At 61.1% G+C, this 17,623-nt stretch carries 20 protein-coding genes and 1 tRNA gene; 10 read left to right on the top strand and 11 right to left on the bottom strand.

The window, feature by feature from the left end; translation table 11 throughout:
- Positions 1-17 precede the first annotated feature (17 nt).
- The 4 genes from HX793_RS04905 to HX793_RS04920 form a co-directional block, all read right to left on the bottom strand.
- A complete protein-coding gene (locus tag HX793_RS04905; protein ID WP_016976296.1) occupies positions 18-1,316 on the bottom strand; it encodes an NAD(P)/FAD-dependent oxidoreductase in 1,299 nt (432 codons plus the stop codon).
- A gap of 60 nt (positions 1,317-1,376) precedes the next feature.
- Positions 1,377-1,550: a DUF3094 family protein gene (locus HX793_RS04910; protein WP_016976295.1), complete on the bottom strand. Its 174-nt coding sequence runs from the start codon at positions 1,548-1,550 to the stop codon at positions 1,377-1,379.
- A 54-nt stretch (positions 1,551-1,604) separates the two neighbouring features.
- Entirely contained in the window at positions 1,605-2,234 is a 630-nt protein-coding gene (locus HX793_RS04915) for a DUF1780 domain-containing protein (RefSeq protein ID WP_010213242.1), read from the bottom strand.
- 87 nt (positions 2,235-2,321) lie between these two features.
- Positions 2,322-2,942, bottom strand: a complete 621-nt coding sequence (locus HX793_RS04920; protein WP_016976293.1) for a DJ-1/PfpI family protein — start codon at positions 2,940-2,942, stop codon at positions 2,322-2,324.
- A gap of 242 nt (positions 2,943-3,184) precedes the next feature.
- Between HX793_RS04920 and HX793_RS04925 the strand changes: the two genes are divergently transcribed.
- Positions 3,185-4,450, top strand: coding sequence for a hypothetical protein (locus HX793_RS04925; RefSeq protein ID WP_177094991.1), 1,266 nt, complete (start codon positions 3,185-3,187; stop codon positions 4,448-4,450).
- Between the two features lie 70 nt (positions 4,451-4,520).
- Here the strand turns inward: HX793_RS04925 and HX793_RS04930 are convergent, their stop codons facing one another.
- Both HX793_RS04930 and HX793_RS04935 read right to left on the bottom strand, forming a co-directional pair.
- A complete protein-coding gene (locus tag HX793_RS04930; protein WP_177094989.1) occupies positions 4,521-5,759 on the bottom strand; it encodes a RidA family protein in 1,239 nt (412 codons plus the stop codon).
- Positions 5,760-5,767: 8 nt separating this feature from the next.
- Positions 5,768-7,042: an amidase gene (locus tag HX793_RS04935; protein WP_178905458.1), complete on the bottom strand. Its 1,275-nt coding sequence runs from the start codon at positions 7,040-7,042 to the stop codon at positions 5,768-5,770.
- A gap of 162 nt (positions 7,043-7,204) precedes the next feature.
- Between HX793_RS04935 and HX793_RS04940 the strand changes: the two genes are divergently transcribed.
- The 5 genes from HX793_RS04940 to HX793_RS04960 all read left to right on the top strand — a co-directional run bounded on the left by HX793_RS04940 (position 7,205) and on the right by HX793_RS04960 (position 11,025).
- Positions 7,205-8,104: a LysR substrate-binding domain-containing protein gene (locus tag HX793_RS04940; RefSeq protein WP_016976289.1), complete on the top strand. Its 900-nt coding sequence runs from the start codon at positions 7,205-7,207 to the stop codon at positions 8,102-8,104.
- A gap of 123 nt (positions 8,105-8,227) precedes the next feature.
- Positions 8,228-8,908, top strand: coding sequence for a cyclase family protein (locus tag HX793_RS04945; RefSeq protein WP_123478102.1), 681 nt, complete (start codon positions 8,228-8,230; stop codon positions 8,906-8,908).
- A gap of 41 nt (positions 8,909-8,949) precedes the next feature.
- Positions 8,950-9,858 (top strand): glutamate/aspartate ABC transporter substrate-binding protein, encoded by a 909-nt coding sequence (locus tag HX793_RS04950; protein ID WP_123478104.1) that lies wholly within the window; start codon positions 8,950-8,952, stop codon positions 9,856-9,858.
- 195 nt (positions 9,859-10,053) lie between these two features.
- The gene (locus tag HX793_RS04955; RefSeq protein WP_177050324.1) at positions 10,054-10,743 is read left to right on the top strand and encodes an energy-coupling factor ABC transporter permease; all 690 of its coding nucleotides are present in this window, start codon (positions 10,054-10,056) and stop codon (positions 10,741-10,743) included.
- A gap of 66 nt (positions 10,744-10,809) precedes the next feature.
- Positions 10,810-11,025 (top strand): hypothetical protein, encoded by a 216-nt coding sequence (locus HX793_RS04960; RefSeq protein WP_003171680.1) that lies wholly within the window; start codon positions 10,810-10,812, stop codon positions 11,023-11,025.
- Here the strand turns inward: HX793_RS04960 and yacG are convergent.
- Genes yacG through HX793_RS04980 form a run of 4 tightly spaced genes read right to left on the bottom strand, consistent with a single transcriptional unit; the run spans position 11,022 to position 13,910 of the window.
- The gene (yacG, locus tag HX793_RS04965) at positions 11,022-11,222 is read right to left on the bottom strand and encodes a DNA gyrase inhibitor YacG (protein ID WP_003188437.1); all 201 of its coding nucleotides are present in this window, start codon (positions 11,220-11,222) and stop codon (positions 11,022-11,024) included. The genes HX793_RS04960 and yacG overlap by 4 nt on opposite strands.
- Positions 11,219-11,842, bottom strand: coding sequence for a dephospho-CoA kinase (coaE, locus tag HX793_RS04970; protein WP_016976285.1), 624 nt, complete (start codon positions 11,840-11,842; stop codon positions 11,219-11,221). Before coaE ends, yacG begins: the two co-directional genes overlap by 4 nt.
- Complete coding sequence (locus HX793_RS04975) at positions 11,839-12,705, bottom strand: prepilin peptidase (protein WP_177094985.1); 867 nt, start codon at positions 12,703-12,705, stop codon at positions 11,839-11,841. The genes coaE and HX793_RS04975 overlap by 4 nt, the downstream gene beginning before the upstream one ends.
- Entirely contained in the window at positions 12,702-13,910 is a 1,209-nt protein-coding gene (locus HX793_RS04980) for a type II secretion system F family protein (protein WP_218178594.1), read from the bottom strand. The genes HX793_RS04975 and HX793_RS04980 overlap by 4 nt, the downstream gene beginning before the upstream one ends.
- A gap of 202 nt (positions 13,911-14,112) precedes the next feature.
- On the opposite strand from HX793_RS04980, the gene HX793_RS04985 reads away from it, so the two are divergent.
- The 4 genes from HX793_RS04985 to HX793_RS05000 all read left to right on the top strand — a co-directional run bounded on the left by HX793_RS04985 (position 14,113) and on the right by HX793_RS05000 (position 16,534).
- Complete coding sequence (locus HX793_RS04985; RefSeq protein ID WP_177002533.1) at positions 14,113-14,526, top strand: pilin; 414 nt, start codon at positions 14,113-14,115, stop codon at positions 14,524-14,526.
- A 35-nt stretch (positions 14,527-14,561) separates the two neighbouring features.
- Entirely contained in the window at positions 14,562-15,962 is a 1,401-nt protein-coding gene (locus tag HX793_RS04990) for an O-antigen ligase family protein (RefSeq protein ID WP_177094983.1), read from the top strand.
- 48 nt (positions 15,963-16,010) lie between these two features.
- Positions 16,011-16,083 (top strand) — tRNA-Thr (locus HX793_RS04995).
- Positions 16,084-16,228: 145 nt separating this feature from the next.
- Positions 16,229-16,534, top strand: a complete 306-nt coding sequence (locus tag HX793_RS05000; protein WP_177094981.1) for a DUF6388 family protein — start codon at positions 16,229-16,231, stop codon at positions 16,532-16,534.
- A 119-nt stretch (positions 16,535-16,653) separates the two neighbouring features.
- On the opposite strand, the gene nadC is transcribed toward HX793_RS05000, so the two are convergent.
- On the bottom strand, positions 16,654-17,502 hold the full coding sequence (gene nadC, locus HX793_RS05005) for a carboxylating nicotinate-nucleotide diphosphorylase (protein WP_177094979.1): 849 nt from the start codon (positions 17,500-17,502) through the stop codon (positions 16,654-16,656).
- Positions 17,503-17,623 lie beyond the last annotated feature (121 nt).

Below are 17,623 nucleotides of genomic sequence, written 5' to 3' on the forward strand. Positions count from 1 at the left end.
CTACAGAGGGGGAGTTGTCAGTGAAGTTTGAGCCGTGGCTCGGTGCCACGCCCAATCTTGCTCCCCAGCATCAGCATCGCTGTACGAAAGAAACCATACAGCGCCATCTGGTGCATGCGGTACAGCGACACATAGAACATCCGCGCCAGCCAGCCCTCAAGCATCACACTGCCGGTGAGGTTGCCCATCAAGTTACCCACCGCCGAGAAACGCGACAGCGAGATCAGCGAACCATAGTCGGTGTACTTGTAGCTCGGCAGGTCCTTGCCTTCGATACGCAGCTTCAGCGACTTGGCCAGCAGCGATGCTTGCTGGTGGGCGGCCTGGGCCCGTGGCGGCACATTGCGATCGGTGCCCGGTTGCGGGCAGGCGGCGCAGTCGCCAAAGGCAAAGATGTTTTCGTCGCGGGTGGTTTGCAGCGTCGGCAACACTTGCAGTTGGTTGATGCGGTTGGTTTCCAGGCCATCGATGTCCTTGAGGAAGCCTGGCGCGCGAATCCCTGCGGCCCATACCTTGAGGCTGGCGGGGATCACTTGGCCGCTGCTGGTGATCAACGCGTCGGCGGTCACTTCGCTCACTGCCGAATTGGTCAGCACAGTCACCCCAAGCTTCTCCAGGGTTTTATGCACAGGCCCGCCGATACGCTCCGGCAGGGCAGGCAGCACCCGTGGGCCGGCTTCGATCAGGGTGATGTGCATGTTTTCCGGCTTGATGCGGTCCAGGCCGTAGGCGGCCAGTTCATGGGCCGCGTTATGCAGTTCGGCGGCCAGCTCGACCCCGGTGGCCCCCGCGCCGACGATGGCGACGCTGATCTTTTCCACCACATCCGTCTGCCCGGCATGGGCGCGCAGGTAGTGGTTGAGCAGTTGCTGGTGGAAGCGCTCGGCCTGCTTGCGGGTGTCGAGGAACAGGCAGTGTTGCGCCGCGCCTTCGGTGCCGAAGTCATTGGTGGTGCTGCCAACGGCAATCACCAGGCTGTCGTAGCCCAGCACGCGCGCGGGCACCAGCTCACGACCTTCTTCGTCGAGGGTGGCGGCCAGCTGGATTTTCTTCTGTTCACGATCCAGCCCGCTCATGCGCCCCAACTGGAACTCGAAGTGGTTCCATTTGGCCTGGGCGACATAGTTGAGTTCGTCTTCCGAGGAATTGAGCGAACCGGCCGCCACTTCGTGCAGCAAGGGTTTCCAGATGTGGGTCAGGTTGGCGTCTACCAGCGTGATGCTGGCGGTGCCGCGCTTGCCCAGAGTCTTACCCAGGCGGGTAGCCAACTCCAGGCCGCCGGCGCCGCCGCCGACGATAATAATACGATGGGTCATGGGGATATCTCGCAAGGCTAAAAGAAATCGGAGCAGTTACCCCCGCGAGCGCCAGGCAGCTCATAGCGTCAGGTAACTCAAAAGTCGGCTCAGCAAGCCCAGGCCGATCACCACAACAAGCACCACACCCAGGAGCAGCCATGGCCGGAAAGGCTTGCGCTCGACTCGGTTTTGGGAGAGTTGCAGGTACTCTTCGACATGCTGTTGGTCATCGGGGTTCAGGCGGCTGGTCATAAAGGCCTCGTCAGGTAGACGTTGCAAAAGGGCGCCACGTTACAGTCCGGGGGATCAGAGGCTGATGCCCACATCGAATACTATGCTGCGGCCCAGGTTGTTGCGCAAGAAATCCGGTGCGTCCGGGTGCGCGAACAGCACCCGCGCAAACGTCGGCCCCACCAGCGACAACGAGCGCCAGCCCTGGCGCAGGTATTCGGTTGGCGGCGGAAAATGACTGTTGAGGTCGAGTACTTCGCGCTTGAGGCTGGTGAAGGCGACGATATCCAACTCCCCCAGGTCCATCCCGCGTTCTTTATAGTTATGCGCCTTCTTGCGCAGTGTAGGTGCCAGGCGCAATAAAAACTCGTGGGCCGGAATGCGCCGCGGCTTGGCTTCGCGCCGCACCAATTGGCTCAGGGAGAAGGCGCTGCGCCGACGCAGCAACTCGTCGCGCCATTCGTCGTTCAGGCGGCGGCCCTCATCCAGTACGAAAAACACCTCGAAGCTGGCATCGCGAAACAGTACGTCCGGCGGTTCTTGCCCGGCGGCATGAAACTCTTCGGCACGGTAGGGCACGTTCAGGCCTTGCAGCAGGCGCTGGCAGACCCAACGCTCACGCTCCCATTTGCGGGCATTGGACAGGAACGCGTTGGCTTGTTCGGCCGCGACGGTGAGTAGGCGCAAGTAGTCTGAGTCATCCATACCCAGCAGCTTAGCGCCCAAATGTGATCTTTATAAATAGACCCTGGCGTGCACCCGCTTTTTTCATTGATTAAAAACGGGCCTTGTTCAGGGGATGGGCACGTTCGTCGCTCGTATTTGTGCGGTGACGGCGCGCTCAATCACCGCCCAGAACGCGTCGTCACCCACGGGCGCCACTTCAGCAAAAATCTGCTTGGCATCCGCCACGCCGATGCAGCGGAACAGAATCCAGGCCGTCATGTACAGCGAGGCCAGGCAACCGCCCGCCGTGGCGACATTGCCGTGGACCACCAACGGGCGTTGTTGCAACACCACGCCCGCTGCCTGCATCTCCCGCACTGCGAACGGGGTCGTGGTCGCGGTCCGGCCCTGCAGCAGGCCGAGTCTCTCCAGGATCAGCGCGCCGGAGCATTGCGCGCCGATCAGCTGGCGCTGTGGGTCCAACTTCAAGTCGTCGAGGAACTCGGAGTCGTTGAGGCGCACGCGGGAGCCTTCACCTCCCAGGATGATCACGACATCGGAGTGGGCCACGCTGTTCAGGCGCTCGTCAGTCTTGACCAGCATGCCCAGGGTCGAGCGATGGGTTGAACCCATGCCCACCACCTGGACTTTCCAGTCATGACGTTTTACGCGGCTGAGAATGTCCCACGGCAGGACAAGGTCGATGTCCGAGAAGTCGTCAAATACCACGATGGACAATAAGGTCACGCGCTTGCTCCAGGCCGGTCAACGGGACGACGGATCACGGCCGCCGTTATGAACAGTCTAGAAGCGCGCCGGGTGGGCCTCCAATCAGTTGTTGGCATACGGGCATGCCGTTCTGGTATGGGCTCAAGGCATACCCGTTTCACATAGGTGCGTAGCAGGTTTCCATTGGATTGGTATTGGTGGGCGATTCTAGACTGGCTTGGGGTAACCCCCGCCCGATCAACTACCGATGAATAGCTGCCATGACCGACACTCACAATCCCCATCCCTGCCTTCGCGTGGGTAACGACAACCAGCATTACTTCTTTGGCTATTACAACAAGTCCAACTGGGACATCACCAACCGCTACGTGCTCGCCTTGCAGGTGCCTTGGGCCGACCAACCGATCAGTCCTGAACTGGTCGCAGGTGTTGGGTATTTCGACACGCAAGAAGGTGACCGTTTTGTGCGTCTGGCCCACACCACCGCCTGGAACTGGCAGATGGGCGCGCAACTGCAATGGCTCAACAATGCGCCCGGTAAAACCGTCATCTACAACGTGCGCAGCGAGTTGCCAGGCCTGCGCTACCCGGGGTTCGCCAGCGAGGTCCGCGATATCGTCACCGGCGCCAGCCGTGTCTTGCCGCTGCCGGTGTACGTGGTAGCCCCCAACAGCGAGTGGGCACTGTGCGTCAATTATCGGCGGCTGTGGGTGACGCACCAGACCATCGGGTATGCCGACTACACGCCGGTCGAGGCGCTGGAAAAGTTCCCGGCCAACGACGGCATTTACCGTATGAACCTGGCCAATGGGGATGCCGAATTGGTGGTCAGCTACCGGGGCTTGCGTGAGTTTCACCCACGCGAGTCGATGGCCAATGCGTTGCATTGGGTCAGCCATATCGAGGTCAATCCGGCGTCCAATCGGGTCCTGTTCCTGCACCGCTGGACTGAGCGCGTGGCAGACGAGACGTGCTTTTTACATCGGCTGATCACGATGAATCCGGACGGCTCCGATCTGCGCTTGCTGGAGTGCTCGGACCACCCGTTGCCGCAGTTGGCGGAGGATTTCGACCCCACGGCGGTGGGCACTTTTGACTATGAAAAATCCGAATACCAGATTTCCCATCCGCTGTGGCAGGACGACCGTCACATCATTGTCTGGGGCCCGCATGCGGGGCAGATTCACTACCACCTTTACACCGACGAGCCCGGCGGAGAGGTGAGGGTGATCGGTGAGGGAGTGCTGACCGAAAACGGCCATATGAGCTTTTCGCCGGTCAACCCGCGCTGGTTGTTGAGCGACACCTACCCGGATGCCGTAACCCATGAGCGCTACCTGTTCATCTATGACATGCACACTGGGCAGCGCCGCAACCTTGGGCAGTTCTACACCAGCCCCGACCTGAGCAAAGAGAATCGCTGCGACCTGCACCCGCGCTGGCGGCACGACGGGCAACAGGTGTGTATCGATTCGATCCACCTGGGCGAACGTCGCATTTACATCATCGATACGCCGCTGCCATAACCGGCCCTGCAGCACGAAAAAACCCCTCCTGCGTGCCGGCGCAGAAGGGGTTGCAGGTTCATCCGGTGCATCATGCCGTCAGGGCGATGACCTCAATCGCAATCCGCGCGCCTTCTACCGGCAGCGGCGACGCCTTGACCACTGATCGCGCAGGCGGCGTCTGGAAATGCTTGCGCCACACGGCGTCAAACAGGGCGAAGTCGCTGAGGTCGGTGAGAAACACCTGTGCCTTGGCGATGTGTGCCAAGTCGCTGCCCACTTCGCGCAGGGCGGCATCAAGACGTTGCAGTACCCATTCGGTTTGCAGGCTGATGGCCGATGAGTAATACGGATAAGCCTCGTGCACTACGCATTCGGCCGGCAATTCGCCGGTATCGAAGCCTGGATAGATCCCGGCGGAAAACACCAGTTCGCCACAGCCTAAGGCTTCGGGGCCATGGGGGCCGCGCTGCACCGGCAAGCGAAGGTCGGTGCCGGTGTAGGCCGTGAGGTCGATCTCGATGATGGTGCCGGTCACCAGCAATGAGCCGATTCCGGTCACCGCCAGCGACGGCGTACCCAGCGCGGCATCGTGCCAAGCGGGAAGAAACTGCTCTTGCTCGCGGGTATTGAGCAGCAACGCCTGGGCCTTGACTACATCGGTAGGTTCGGCGCCGGCGGCGGCCAGTGAGCGCACCATATTGTTCAGGGTGTAGGTGGTCTGTTTGGCCAAGTCCACCTGGTGCCCCGCGCCGGCTGCTTCGGGCGGCACGCCGGCGACCGCGTCGTGAGCGAGTTGGCCGGAGGTGAAGACAAAGTCGCCGGCACGAATGGCCTCGACTTTTTTCGTCAAGGGGCGCGGCGCGTCGGACTTGGCCGGCTGCGGCGTGATTCCACTGTCGCTGGCAACGGCAATCAGCGAGATTTCCAGCAAGGCACCAGGGATCAGCAGGCCATCGGCACCCACGGTGGTGCGGGTCGGCGGATTGGGGAAGTAGCGCTTCCAGACCCGGTCAAAGCCAGGGAACTGTGCGCTGTCCAGCAGGAACACGTGGGCCTTGATGACGCGGTCCAGTGTGCTGCCGGCTTGTTCCAGGGTTTGCGCCAGGGAACGCAAAATGTATTCGGTCTGGCGCTCGGATGGGCAGCCGAAATGCGGAAACTGTTGGTCGGCCTGGGCTTCGGGGGCTATCGCGCTGACCCAGTCCGTTGCCAGTTTGGCCGAGGTGAAGATAAACGCGCCGGCGCGAACGGCCTCACTTTGCCAGATCGGCGCCGGGTTGTGTGCGCTGCGGGTGTGCACGAGTGGGGACTTGCGTGGAAGGCTCATTGAAGCTCCTAGGTTGTCAGGGGGGCGGGTTTGAACGGTGTTACGGTGTTTTCAATCCAGTGCGCAGCCTCCAGCAGGCGGCGGTCGCCCAGGCGCGGGCCGATCAGTTGAACCGCCAGGGGCAACCCCGAAGGGCCGAAGGCAACGGGCAACGACAGGCACGGCAGGCCCAGCAGCGACCAGCTCAGGTTGAACGTGGCATCACCGGTAGACGCAAGACCTCGGGGCGCTTCCCCCGGTGTGGCGAAGGTCAGCAAGGCGTCGAATCGCGTCATCAACGTGTCGAATCGTGAGGACAACTCCAGGCGGCCGGCTTGGGCGTGCTGGTAGTGTTGTTCGTCGACGTGTTGGCCGCGCTCGATTTCCTGATGCAGCACCGACCCCAACTGAGCGGCGCTGCTACTGTGCTGTTCCGGCACCAGGGAACGCCCCATCTCGTAGCGTGAGATGCAGCGATGCCAATCCAGCGAATGCTCAAAGCCTGGCTGCGGCGGCACACAGCGCACCGATGCGCCGGCCTTGCAGCAACGGGCGGCTACATGGTCGATGGCCTGGATCGCGGCGTGTGAGGCCTGACCGGCGAAGGGGCCGAGAAACACGCCGATACGTGGCGCATTGCCGTGAGCGGGCAGCGGTTGGGAAGCACGTGCGCCGCGCAGAGCATCAAAAAACAGGGTGACATCGGCAACACAGGTGGCCAGGGCGCCGACCGTGTCCAGCGACCAGGCGTAGCCTTTGGTGCCGGCGGGCGAGATGGTGCCAAGCCCAGGCTTGAAACCGACCACGCCACAAAAAGCGGCGGGGCGGATAATCGACCCGCCCGTCTGCGTCCCCGTCGCCAGCAGCACCTGGCCATCGGCCACGGCTGCCGCCGAACCTGACGATGAGCCGCCGGGTGTGTGCTCAAGGTTATGCGGGTTGGTGGTGGCGCAGGGGCGGGTTGCACCGAATTCCACCGTGGCGGTCTTGCCGAGGATCACCGCGCCGGCCGTCCGGGCCAGCGCCACACAGGCGGCGTCCATCACGGGGCGATGTCCTGCATAAGCAGGCGAGCCATAGGACGTGGGCAGGGTGGCCGTATCGGACAAGTCTTTCACGCCGATCGGTATGCCGTGCAGCAAGCCTTTGCAAGGCGAGCGATCGAGTTGGCGAGCCTGGGCCAGGGCTTCATCAATGCCGAGATAGGCCCAGGCGTGCAATTCATGTTCGCGAGCGCAGGCGCGCTCGAGGCTGGCGCGCACCAACTGTTCGGCCGTCCAACGGCCGGATTCGATACCGCGCACGCATTCAAGGACGCTGGGGGGAAATGCTTGGGGGGGAGATAAGGTTTTCATGGGCAAAGTTTAGGAATGGCCCGTTCATACCCACAAATGACATATGTCTACCAGTCTATGTGCTTGTGGTATATGTTGAGTACACACTTCCCGACCTTTGCCGGACTTGCCATGAGCCGCCCACTCAATTCCCGACAGATCGAAACCTTTCGCGCCGTGATGCTCAGCGGCACCACGACAGCCGCCGCCGAGATCCTGCACACCACCCAGCCGGCGGTCAGCCGCACCCTGGCGCAGATGCAGGCGGCCAGCGGCCTCAAGCTGTTCGAGACCCAGCGCGGTCGTCTGTTGCCAACTCCCGAGGCGCGCGAGCTGTTCGACTCGGTGCAGCGTCATTTCCTGGGGCTCGACAAGGTTGAGCAAACCATTGCTTCGCTCAAGCATTCGGGCGTCGGCCTGCTGCGCATTGCCTGTACGCCGGTGCTGGGCCTGGCGGTGGTGCCTGCGGTGATGCAGGGTTTCAAGCAGGACTATCCCGGCGTGCACGTGACCTTGCACACCATTGGCACCCAACACATGCGCGACGGTTTGCTCAGCGGCATCTATGACCTGGCGCTGTCCACCAGTGATATCCGTACCACGGGCCTGGAGCCCGTGCTCATCGACCAGGGCTGGTCGGTGTGCGTGATGCACAAGCAACATCCCCTGGCTGAAAAGGCCAGCGTGCATGTCCATGACCTGCAGCACTATCCCTTGCTCGTGCACCATGGCGACGATGCGCAGCACCAGCTATTGCAGCAGGTGATGGCCAGGCACGGGGTCACGCCACCCTCGACCCTTGAAACCAATTACTCGGCGACCATCTGCACCCTCGCGGGCAATGGTGTCGGCATCGGGGTGGTGAGTACCTATGCCGCATCGATCTTTGCCGGCCTGGTGCATGCGGTGCCCTTTCACCCCAGTATCGTCGTGCAGACCCATATGGCGTACGCGCCTCATGTCGCGCCGTCCAAACTGGCGGTGGATTTTGCTGCGCGATTGCAGGCGCATTTCAAGGCAATAAAAGGCTGAGCGCGGGTATACCCAATCGGCATGGCGGCTTGGGTAATTGTCATTAGTCGGTGGGGGTGAGCGGTTCTATGCTTGAGTCAACGCCGGTTCATCCCTGAACCCTCAACGCCTGGGAACCCGCCAATGATCATCGACCTTTCACACGAGTTTCACGATCGAATGCCCGGTGTGCGCTTCAGCAACCAGGCGGGCGAAACCGTGGAGCTTACGGCGCACGTCAAGCCGTTCATGACCCACCACGATTCCACCCACCACTACCAAGGCAAGGCGTCGTTCGAGATCACCGACGTGGCGTTCCAGACCTCGGTGGGTACCAAGATGGACGCCCCGCGGCACCGCTTTGAAGGGGCTGAAGACATTGCTGCACTGGCGCTGGAGCGTATGATCCTCGACGCCGTGGTGATTGATGCCCGCCATGCCAGCCCTGGACAGGCGCTGGGGTGGGCCGACCTGAGCGTTCCGCCTCAGCTCAAGGGCAAGGCTGTGCTGGTGAACTTCGGTTGGGACCGTCACTGGGGCACTGAGGTGTACCGCCAGCATCCGTTCCTGGCCCGTGAAGTGCTCAGTGGTTTGCGTCAGGCCGGTATCGCGCTGTTTGGCGTGGACTGCTCGAACGCTGACTCCACTCGAGACCCGGAACGTCCCGCCCACACCTGGTTTCTGAAGGACGGCATCCTGATCGTCGAAAACCTCAAGGGGCTGGACCGTCTTCATGGCCACGCCTGCCGATTCTTCTCCATTCCTCTGAAGGCCCGTGACGCCGCCGCGTTTCCGGTCAGGGCATTCGCCGAAATTCACCCGTAACACCCACGCTCCTTACAACAATAAAACCAAGGAATCTCATCGTGCGCACATTTCTCTGCCTGACGGCGGCTGCGGTTTCGCTCGGCCTTTTTTCCACCCCGGCCTCTGCCGAGCCGTTGACTGGAACCTTGAAAAAGATCAAGGACAACGGTTACATCACCTTAGCCATTCGTGATGCGGCCATTCCCTTTTCCTACTACATCGACGCCAGTGGCGTACCGGTGGGTTACTCACACGACCTGCAATTGCAGATCGTCGACGCCCTCAAGCGCGAGTTGCAGTTGCCCGACCTCAAGGTGCGCTACAACCTGGTGACCTCGCAAACCCGTATCCCGCTGATCCAGAACGGCACCGCCGATCTGGAATGCGGGTCGACCACCAATAACGTTGAGCGCCAGCAGCAAGTGGACTTCTCGGTGGGCATCTTTGAGGTCGGCACACGCCTGCTCACTCGCACACGGTCCGGCATCAAGGACTTTGACGATCTCAGGGAAAAGAATGTCGTGACCACCGCCGGCAGTACGTCGGAGCGTTTGCTGAAGAAAATGAATGCCGAGCGCAGCATGCTGATGAACGTGATTTCGGCCAAGGACCATGGCGAGTCGTTTCAGATGCTCGAATCTGGAAGGGCGGTTGCCTTCATGATCGACGACGCCGTGCTTGCCGGGGAAGTGGTCAAGGCGCGCGAGCCGGCAGAGTGGCACATCGTCGGTACGCCTCAGTCTTACGAAATCTACGGCTGCATGCTGCGCAAGAACGACACGCCGTTCAAAACCGTGGTGGACAACGCCCTGATACAGACCTTCGCATCAGGTCGGATCAATGACATCTACAACAAGTGGTTCCTGCAACCCATCCCTCCGAAAAACATCAACCTCGGGTTGCCGATGAGCGACGCGCTGAAAAAACTGTATGCACAGCCAACGGACAAGGCGACGGAACAACGCTAGCGCCACGCGCTGGGCCCTCTTCAGGGCGGCGCCGTGGCCGCTCATGTTCGCTGAAGGTCGGTGTAGACTGCCTACTCGACCGTCAGCCGAGCATGAGGAGTGTGTTGTGAGGTTTTTTACGGCGCGAACGTTGATTGCAGCGCACGAGTACCGCTCGGCGGCTGAACTGCTTCAGGCCCTGGCGCGGGTGAAACCGTGATCAGCGCAGCCGTGCTGGCGCCGCAAACCCTTGGTTTCGGCTGGTTGTTCTATGTGCCGGTGGTGCTGTGGGCGATCCTGCGCTCGCCCTGGGTCGAGTTGTTTGCCGACCGCCGCCGCCAGCACTTGCTGTTCGGCACGGTGTTCGCGTTGTTCATGCTGTGGCTGGTACGGCGGGACTTTGATACCGGCGTGTCGTACCACTTCATCGGCATGACCGCCGTGACCCTGTTGCTGGATTGGCCTTTGGCAATTGTCGGTGGCTTTGCCGCCCAGTTGGGCCTGATGATGTTAGGGCGCCAAGACCTCGCCGCCCTTGGCGTCAATGGCCTGTTGCTGGTCGTGCTGCCGGTGCTGGTCACTGAAGCCTGCGCGCTGCTGGTCGAGCGAGCACAACCGCGTAATCCCTTTGTGTATATCTTCTGTTCCGGGTTCTTTGCCGCCGCATTATCGGCATTGCTCTGCCTGCTGTTGGGGCTGGGGCTGCTGTGGTTCGACGGCCGCTTCGCCATGCCGGAATGGCTGGAGGATTTCGTCGGCTACCTATGGCTGATCATCTTCCCCGAGGCTTTTATCAACGGCATGGTTATCAGCGCCCTGGTGGTGTTTTGCCCGGAATGGCTGGAGACTTTCAACCGCACGCGCTACCTCTCGGCGCCCTGGAAGGATGACGATTCGCCGCGTTGATCCAGATCAAATCTCGCACACGCAGCCAGGCCCATGCTCTGCAAAATTTTTCCAGGAGCACGGATCATGAGTGTGTACGAGTGGGCACGGCAGGAGTTGCGCAGAAGCCAGGATGCGGCACAGGAAATCGGTTTTGACCCAGGCCTGACCCTGCGCGCCATGCTCAGCGCAGTAGTGCAGCAGAGCAAGGGTGTACGCAGTTTTGAAGACCTGGCCGACGAGCTGCAATACCTTGCAGAAAACCTCGACGACCAGCAGGAATACGCCTTTATGCGCCCTTAGTGGCGCGGCGGCAGGTCTTCGGAAAACAGCTCGTCTTCGGCATCCGGGGCCACGGGGATCTTGTGTTCCTCAGCGGCCCAGGCGCCCAGGTCGATGAGTTTGCAGCGGTCCGAGCAGAACGGTCGGTTGAGGTTGGTCGCTTTCCATTCCACGGGGGCGCCGCAGGTTGGGCAGTCGACGGTCAAGGGTTGGCTCATGATCGGCCTCCACGCAAAGTAAGGTAAAAGTGGTGCAGTCGCTCGACCTCGCTGTGCAGCCAGGCAAGGTCCTGGTCATTGACCAGTACGTCATCGGCATGTTTCAGGCGGTCTTCGCGGCTCGACTGAGCCTTTAGAATCGCCTGCACCTGCTGTTCGTTGATGCCGTCGCGCTGCAGGGTACGCTGAATCTGTAGCGATTGCGGCACGTCGATCACCAGGATGCGCTGGGTCATGCTGTACTGGCCGGACTCGATCAGCAGTGGCGACACCAGGATCGCGTAAGGTGACGTCGCGCGCGCCAGGTGGCTGCGGATCTCTTCGCCAATCAACGGGTGCAGCAGGGCTTCGAGCCAGCGGCGCTCTTCGGGGACTTCAAAGATCAACTTGCGCAAGGCGGCGCGATCCAGCTGGCCGTCAGATTGCAGCACGCCGGCACCAAAGTGCTCAGCGATGCGTGCCAATGCCGGGCGGCCAGGCTCGACCACCCAGCGGGCAGCGTGGTCGGCGTCCACCAGGTCGATACCCAGATCGATAAAGTGCTGCGCCGCCGCGCTTTTGCCGCTGCCGATACCGCCGGTAAGGCCGAGAATCCAGGGTGTTGCAACAGAAGTGGTCATCTGAAACCGACAGACTGCAAATAGAAGTCGGTTATTTGACCACCCCAGAGCAATGCAATCCAGCCGGCAATCGCCAGATACGGACCAAACGGCATCGGTGCCGACGCTTGGGCCTTGCGCAGGCGCATCAGGATCAAGCCAACGAACACACCGACCAACGACGACATCAACAGCGTCATCGGCAGGATCTGCCAGCCGCCCCAGGCACCGAGCAGTGCGAGTAACTTGAAATCGCCGTGGCCCATACCGTCCTTGCCGGTAACCAGCTTGAACAGCCAGAACACGCTCCACAAACTCATGTACCCGATCACTGCGCCCCACAGGGCGTCGGGCAATGTCGTCAGCAGGCCGAAGCCGTTGACGATCAGCCCCAGCCACAGCAATGGCATCACCAGTACATCCGGTAACAGTTGATGGTCGGCGTCGATCAGGCTCATCGCCAATAAACCCCAGCTCAGCAACAGTACCGCGCCAGCCTGCCAGCCAAAGCCGAAATGCCACGCCACCCAGGCCGAGATCAGTCCACACGTCAGTTCAGTGAGCGGATAGCGAGGGCTGATTGCCCCTTTGCAATGGGCGCAACGACCGCGCAGAAACAAGTAGCTGAGCAGTGGGATATTTTCCCACGGGCGTATCGGATGGTCGCAGTGCGGGCAGCAGGAATTGGGGTGCATCAGGTTGTAGGTCGGCCCTGCGGGATCAGCGGGTAGACCGAGCACTTCATGGGCCTGGGCGCGCCATTCCCGTTCGAGCATTTTTGGCAGGCGCCACACCAGTACGTTGAGAAAACTGCCGACGATCAGCCCCAGTATCCCAGCCATCACCACAAAGGCCCACGGGTGCTCAACCAGTAATAGGCTCAAAACGCGCTCCCCAGTTGGAAGACCGGCAAGTACATGGCAATTACCAGCGCACCGACAATGCTCCCCAGGATCACCATGATCAGCGGCTCCATCAGGTTGGTGAGGTTGTCGACCAGGTTGTCCACGTCGGCCTCGTAATGGTTGGCGACCTTTTCCAGCATGCGGTCCAGGGTGCCTGACTCCTCGCCGATGGCTGTCATCTGGATTGCCATACGAGGAAACAGGCCGCTGGCGACCATGGATTGATTCAATGCCATGCCGGTGGATACGTCGTGTCGCATATGCTCGATTGCCTGTTTGAACGGCCCTGAACCGACGGCGCCAGCCACTGAATCCAGTGCCTGAACCAGTGGAACGCCCGCGGCAAAGGTCGTGGACAGTGTGCGGGCGTAGCGGGCCACGGCCGATTTTGTCAGCAGTTTGCCTGCGAGTGGGGTTTTCAACAAACCGGCGTCCAACCAGAGCCGAAAGGCAGGGACGGCGCGATAGGCGTGGCGCACGCCCATGCCTCCCGCGAGAACGCCAAGCGCTACGATCCACCAGGCCTTCTGCATGAATTCTGACAGGGCGATCACCTGCAAGGTAAAACCGGGCAGCGTGCCGTCGACGCCGGCAAACAGGTTCTGGAACTGCGGTACGACGTGGATCAGCAGCACGCCGGTGACAAGGCTGGCCACCAACAATACGGCGATCGGATAGGTCATGGCCTTTTTGATCCTGCCCCTTAGCTGCTCACTCTTTTCCCGGTGGATCGCCACGCGCTCCAGCAGGGTTTCCAGTGCGCCGGCCTGTTCGCCGGCGGCCACCAGGTTGCAAAACAGCTCATCGAAACAGCGCGGCTTTTTGCGCAAGGCGTCGGCCAGGCTGGAGCCGGAGGCAATCGCTTGTTTCAGTCCTTGCACCAGCTCACGCACAGCGCAGTTGTCGAAGCCTTCGCCGATGATGTCGAAGGCTTGCAGCAGGGGAATCCCGGCCTTCAGCAGCGTCGCCAGTTGGCGAGTGAACAGGGTGATATCCGTCGATTTGATCGACGGTTTGAGTCCCAGCAGAATGGGGGCTTTCCTGTGCACGTGTCCTGGGCTGATGCCCTGTTGGCGCAACTGGGCCCTGACCCAGGCAAGATTATGCCCCGTGGTTTGCCCGCAGACCCTGCGTCCTTTGCGATTGATGCCTTCCCAGGCGTACAGCGTTAAAGCGTCGTCCATGTCACCGTTCCGCACAGAGGCCGTCGAAGACTTATAGCTTAGTCAGGTGACGGATTCGGGCTGGCAGGTGCAGCAGGATAAAATGTCAGAATGTGCGACTTGTGCGCGATTGAGCGCTTGCGGATGAGTACACTGGCGCCGCTGCACAACACGGGGCGCAGGACGCGCCTTGTCATGAGTTCTATCCTGGAGAGTGAATGTGATACGTCAAAAAGGTTTTACCCTGATCGAGTTGTTGATCGTCGTGGCAATCATCGGCATTTTGGCCACCATCGGCCTGCCCATGTACACCACCCACCAGGCCAAGGCCAAATTCACCGCCGGCCTGGCTGAAATCACTGCGTTGAAGCCTGGGTATGAAGACACCCTCAACCAGGGCACGGTCCCTACGCTGGCATTGATCGGTGGCACCAGCCCGACGGCCAACTGCAAGATTGACGTGGCTGGGGACGTTGCCACGGGCGCGGGCTCGATCAGTTGCGAAATACTTGATGCGCCGGCACCGGTGTTGGGCAAGACCATCAGCCTGACGCGCAATGCCACCACCGGTTGGAAATGCACCACCACCGCTGACGCAAAATATGTCGCCAAAGGCTGCGGCGCTGACGGCGCTTAACTGCTAAACCCTCCACAGGGACGTTGAGGTGGCCGATGGCGTTATCCGTAGAGCAGCGTGGCAATATTTTCCTGGTGGCAGTGATGTGCCTGCTGGTTGTCGGGATTTGTGCTCCCTTCAGTGGGCATGATCTGCAGCGGGTGATGCAGATCGCCGTCGGAGCTTGCGCGGTGCTGTATGGCTTTTCGATCGCTCGCGTTGAACGGCTGGTGGACCGGCCCACAGCCCTGGGCCTGACGCTGATCATTGGGTTGGGCCTGGTGTCGTCAATGCGGGCACACCAGTCGCTGTGGGCACTTACCGAAGTGGCATCGTTCGTCAGCTGCGGCGCGATTGCGGTGGCCTTCGCCTTGGCGCGTCGCCAGGGCGGTCAGTTTTTGGACCGCGCCTTGGTCCTGTTCGTGGTGCTGCTGTGCCTGATCAAATCGATTCAATACACCTACGCAGGGGCCCTGGCGCTCATCGGCGCAGAGCGGGTGCTTGACCCTGACTTGCTGCTGTCCGGCTTTTCCAACAAGCGTTTCTACGGCCAGTTCCAGACATTCACCTTGCCGCTGCTGGCGCTTCCCTTGTTGAGCCCGACGCTTTCCCGCTCAGTCAAGGCTGCGGTGTTCGCGCTGCTGTGCGCGTGGTGGCTGATCGCGATTGGGGGGGGCACGCGGGGTACTTGGCTTGGTATAGGCACGGCGGGCGTGGTGCTAGCGGTACTGGGGCCATGGGGCCGGCGCTGGCTAGCTTGGCAATTGACCGCAATGCTGGGGGGGCTGTTGTTGTATTGGCTGGTGTTCAAGGTGTTGGCGGACTACCAGGGGATCGAAATCGCCAATGCCGCCAGCGATCGCCTCACAACCACGTTGTCGGGACGCGGTCCGATTTGGTGGCAGGCCTGGCACATGCTCGTCGAGCGTCCTTGGTTGGGGTTCGGGCCGATGCATTTCGCGGATATCGCCAACAGTATTGCCGCTCACCCTCATCAGGCGATCCTGCAATGGGCCAGTGAGTGGGGCGTGCCATCGGCGTTGTGCGTCGCCGTGTTGGCATGGCGCGCAGGCTGGGCCACAGTCGGTGTACTGCGTGAGCGTGCGCTGAGCGCGGAGCCTGCGGACCTGTTGCGACTCTGCCTGTTTGCGGCCTTGGTCGGTGCGTTGGTGCAGTCCATGGTCGACGGCGTGATCGTGATGCCCAACTCCCAGGTCTGGCTGGCGTTGGTAGTGGGCTGGCTGATGGCGTTGCATGTCTGGCGAACCCCGCAAACCGGCCAATTGCCATTGGCCTGGGGCGCTTGGAAAGTCTTGGGGCTGCTGGCCGTTGGTCTGTTGATTGTTATCGCCGTGCGTGACGTGCCTCACATCGCGCGAGCCCAGCAACAGTACCTGGACAGCCATGCCAACATGCTGCAACCACGCTTTTGGGCTCAGGGCGTGATTGCCCGCTGACGGCGGCAAGTTGCCGGACTCCCGATGCGGTGCTAGCTTTAGCCCACCGCCCGTGTAGCTCAGCCGGTAGAGCAGCGCACTCGTAACGCGAAGGTCGCAGGTTCGATTCCTGTCTCGGGCAAAAAGGCAACATCGGCAGCACTGTTTTCCGTTGATCCCAGAATGGTTCTGAAGGCCAGACGAGCTGGCATTTGCGCCCGCTCTTTTGTATCTGCGCAACCTTGATGACCCAGATGCATCCCCATTCCTCGATCTAAGAGAACGACATGACCACGACTGAAATGACCCAGGAAGTTCGGCACGAAGAAGCACTCAAAAAATACCTTGAGGACACGCCGCAGCTTAAAGAAGAGATCAAGGACCTGAGCGCCGATGATCAGCGCGACCAGATCCAGTGGGCATTCGAGGACGAGGCCGAGAGCCAGGGCTACCAGCCTTGGGAGCTGACCCTCAAGTACACCTCGACACCGGAAGGTTTTGAAGCGGCACGACTGGCTTTGCACAAAGAGGCGGCCGAGGTGCTGGGTGTCGAATGGGAAGAGTATTGCGAGATGAATGACTTGGTGGTTTAGAAGCCGTCTGTAGGAGCGAGCTTGCTCGCGAAAAACTCAAGGGCGCCGCGTGCCGTCAGCGTTCACGCGTTATCGTTAACGTTTTTCGCGAGCAAGCTCGCTCCTACAATTAAGGCCCTTCAGATACTAAGGCGCATCGACAAGTCCACCGCCTTCACATCCTTGGTCATCGCACCAATCGAGATGTAATCCACCCCGGTCTCAGCGATGGGCAGCAGGGTGCTTTCATTGATCCCGCCGCTGGCCTCCAGTTTCGCCTTGCCGCCGTTCAGGCGCACGGCTTCACGCATATCGTCCAGGCTCAGCTCATCGAGCATGATGATATCCGCGCCCGCCGCCAGGGCTTCGCGCAGTTCATCCAGACTTTCCACTTCGATTTCCACCGGCTTGCCGGGGGCGATCTTGTGGGCGGCCGTGATCGCCTGGGCGATGCCGCCGCAGGCCGCGATATGGTTTTCCTTGATCAGGAACGCGTCATACAAACCGATACGGTGGTTGTGGCAGCCGCCGCAGGTCACTGCGTACTTCTGCGCCAGGCGCAGCCCCGGCAGGGTTTTGCGGGTGTCCAGCAGCTTGACCTGAGTGCTGGCGACAAAATCCGCGAGGAACTGGGCGCGGGTGGCGACGCCGGACAGCAACTGCAGGAAGTTCAGCGCGCAGCGTTCGCCGCTCAGGAGTGAACGTGCCGGGCCTTCAAGGTGGAACAGCACCTGGTTGGGGTTGACGCGCTCACCGTCGGCCACTTGCCAATGCACGGCGACCCGTGGGTCCAACTGGCGGAACGCCGCATCCACCCAGGCCGTACCGGCGATGACCGCGGCGTCACGGGTAATGATGGTCGCCGTGGCCAGCCGTTCGGCCGGGATCAACTGTGCAGTGATGTCGCCGCTGCCGATATCTTCCAGCAGTGCGCGGCGCACGTTGGCTTCGATTTCGGCGGTGAGGTCGGCAAGACGGAGATTCGGCATAACAGGCTCCACAGACAAAGTGCCCCGATTATAGGGGCAGTGCGCGCTCGAACCCAGGCTCACCATTCATTTACCGAGCAAAGGCAGAGTTTGCTGGCGCAACCCCCCTCATTTGCCAGAT

The sequence above is a fragment of the Pseudomonas reactans genome, from assembly GCF_013387025.1.
GTDB lineage: Bacteria > Pseudomonadota > Gammaproteobacteria > Pseudomonadales > Pseudomonadaceae > Aquipseudomonas > Aquipseudomonas reactans.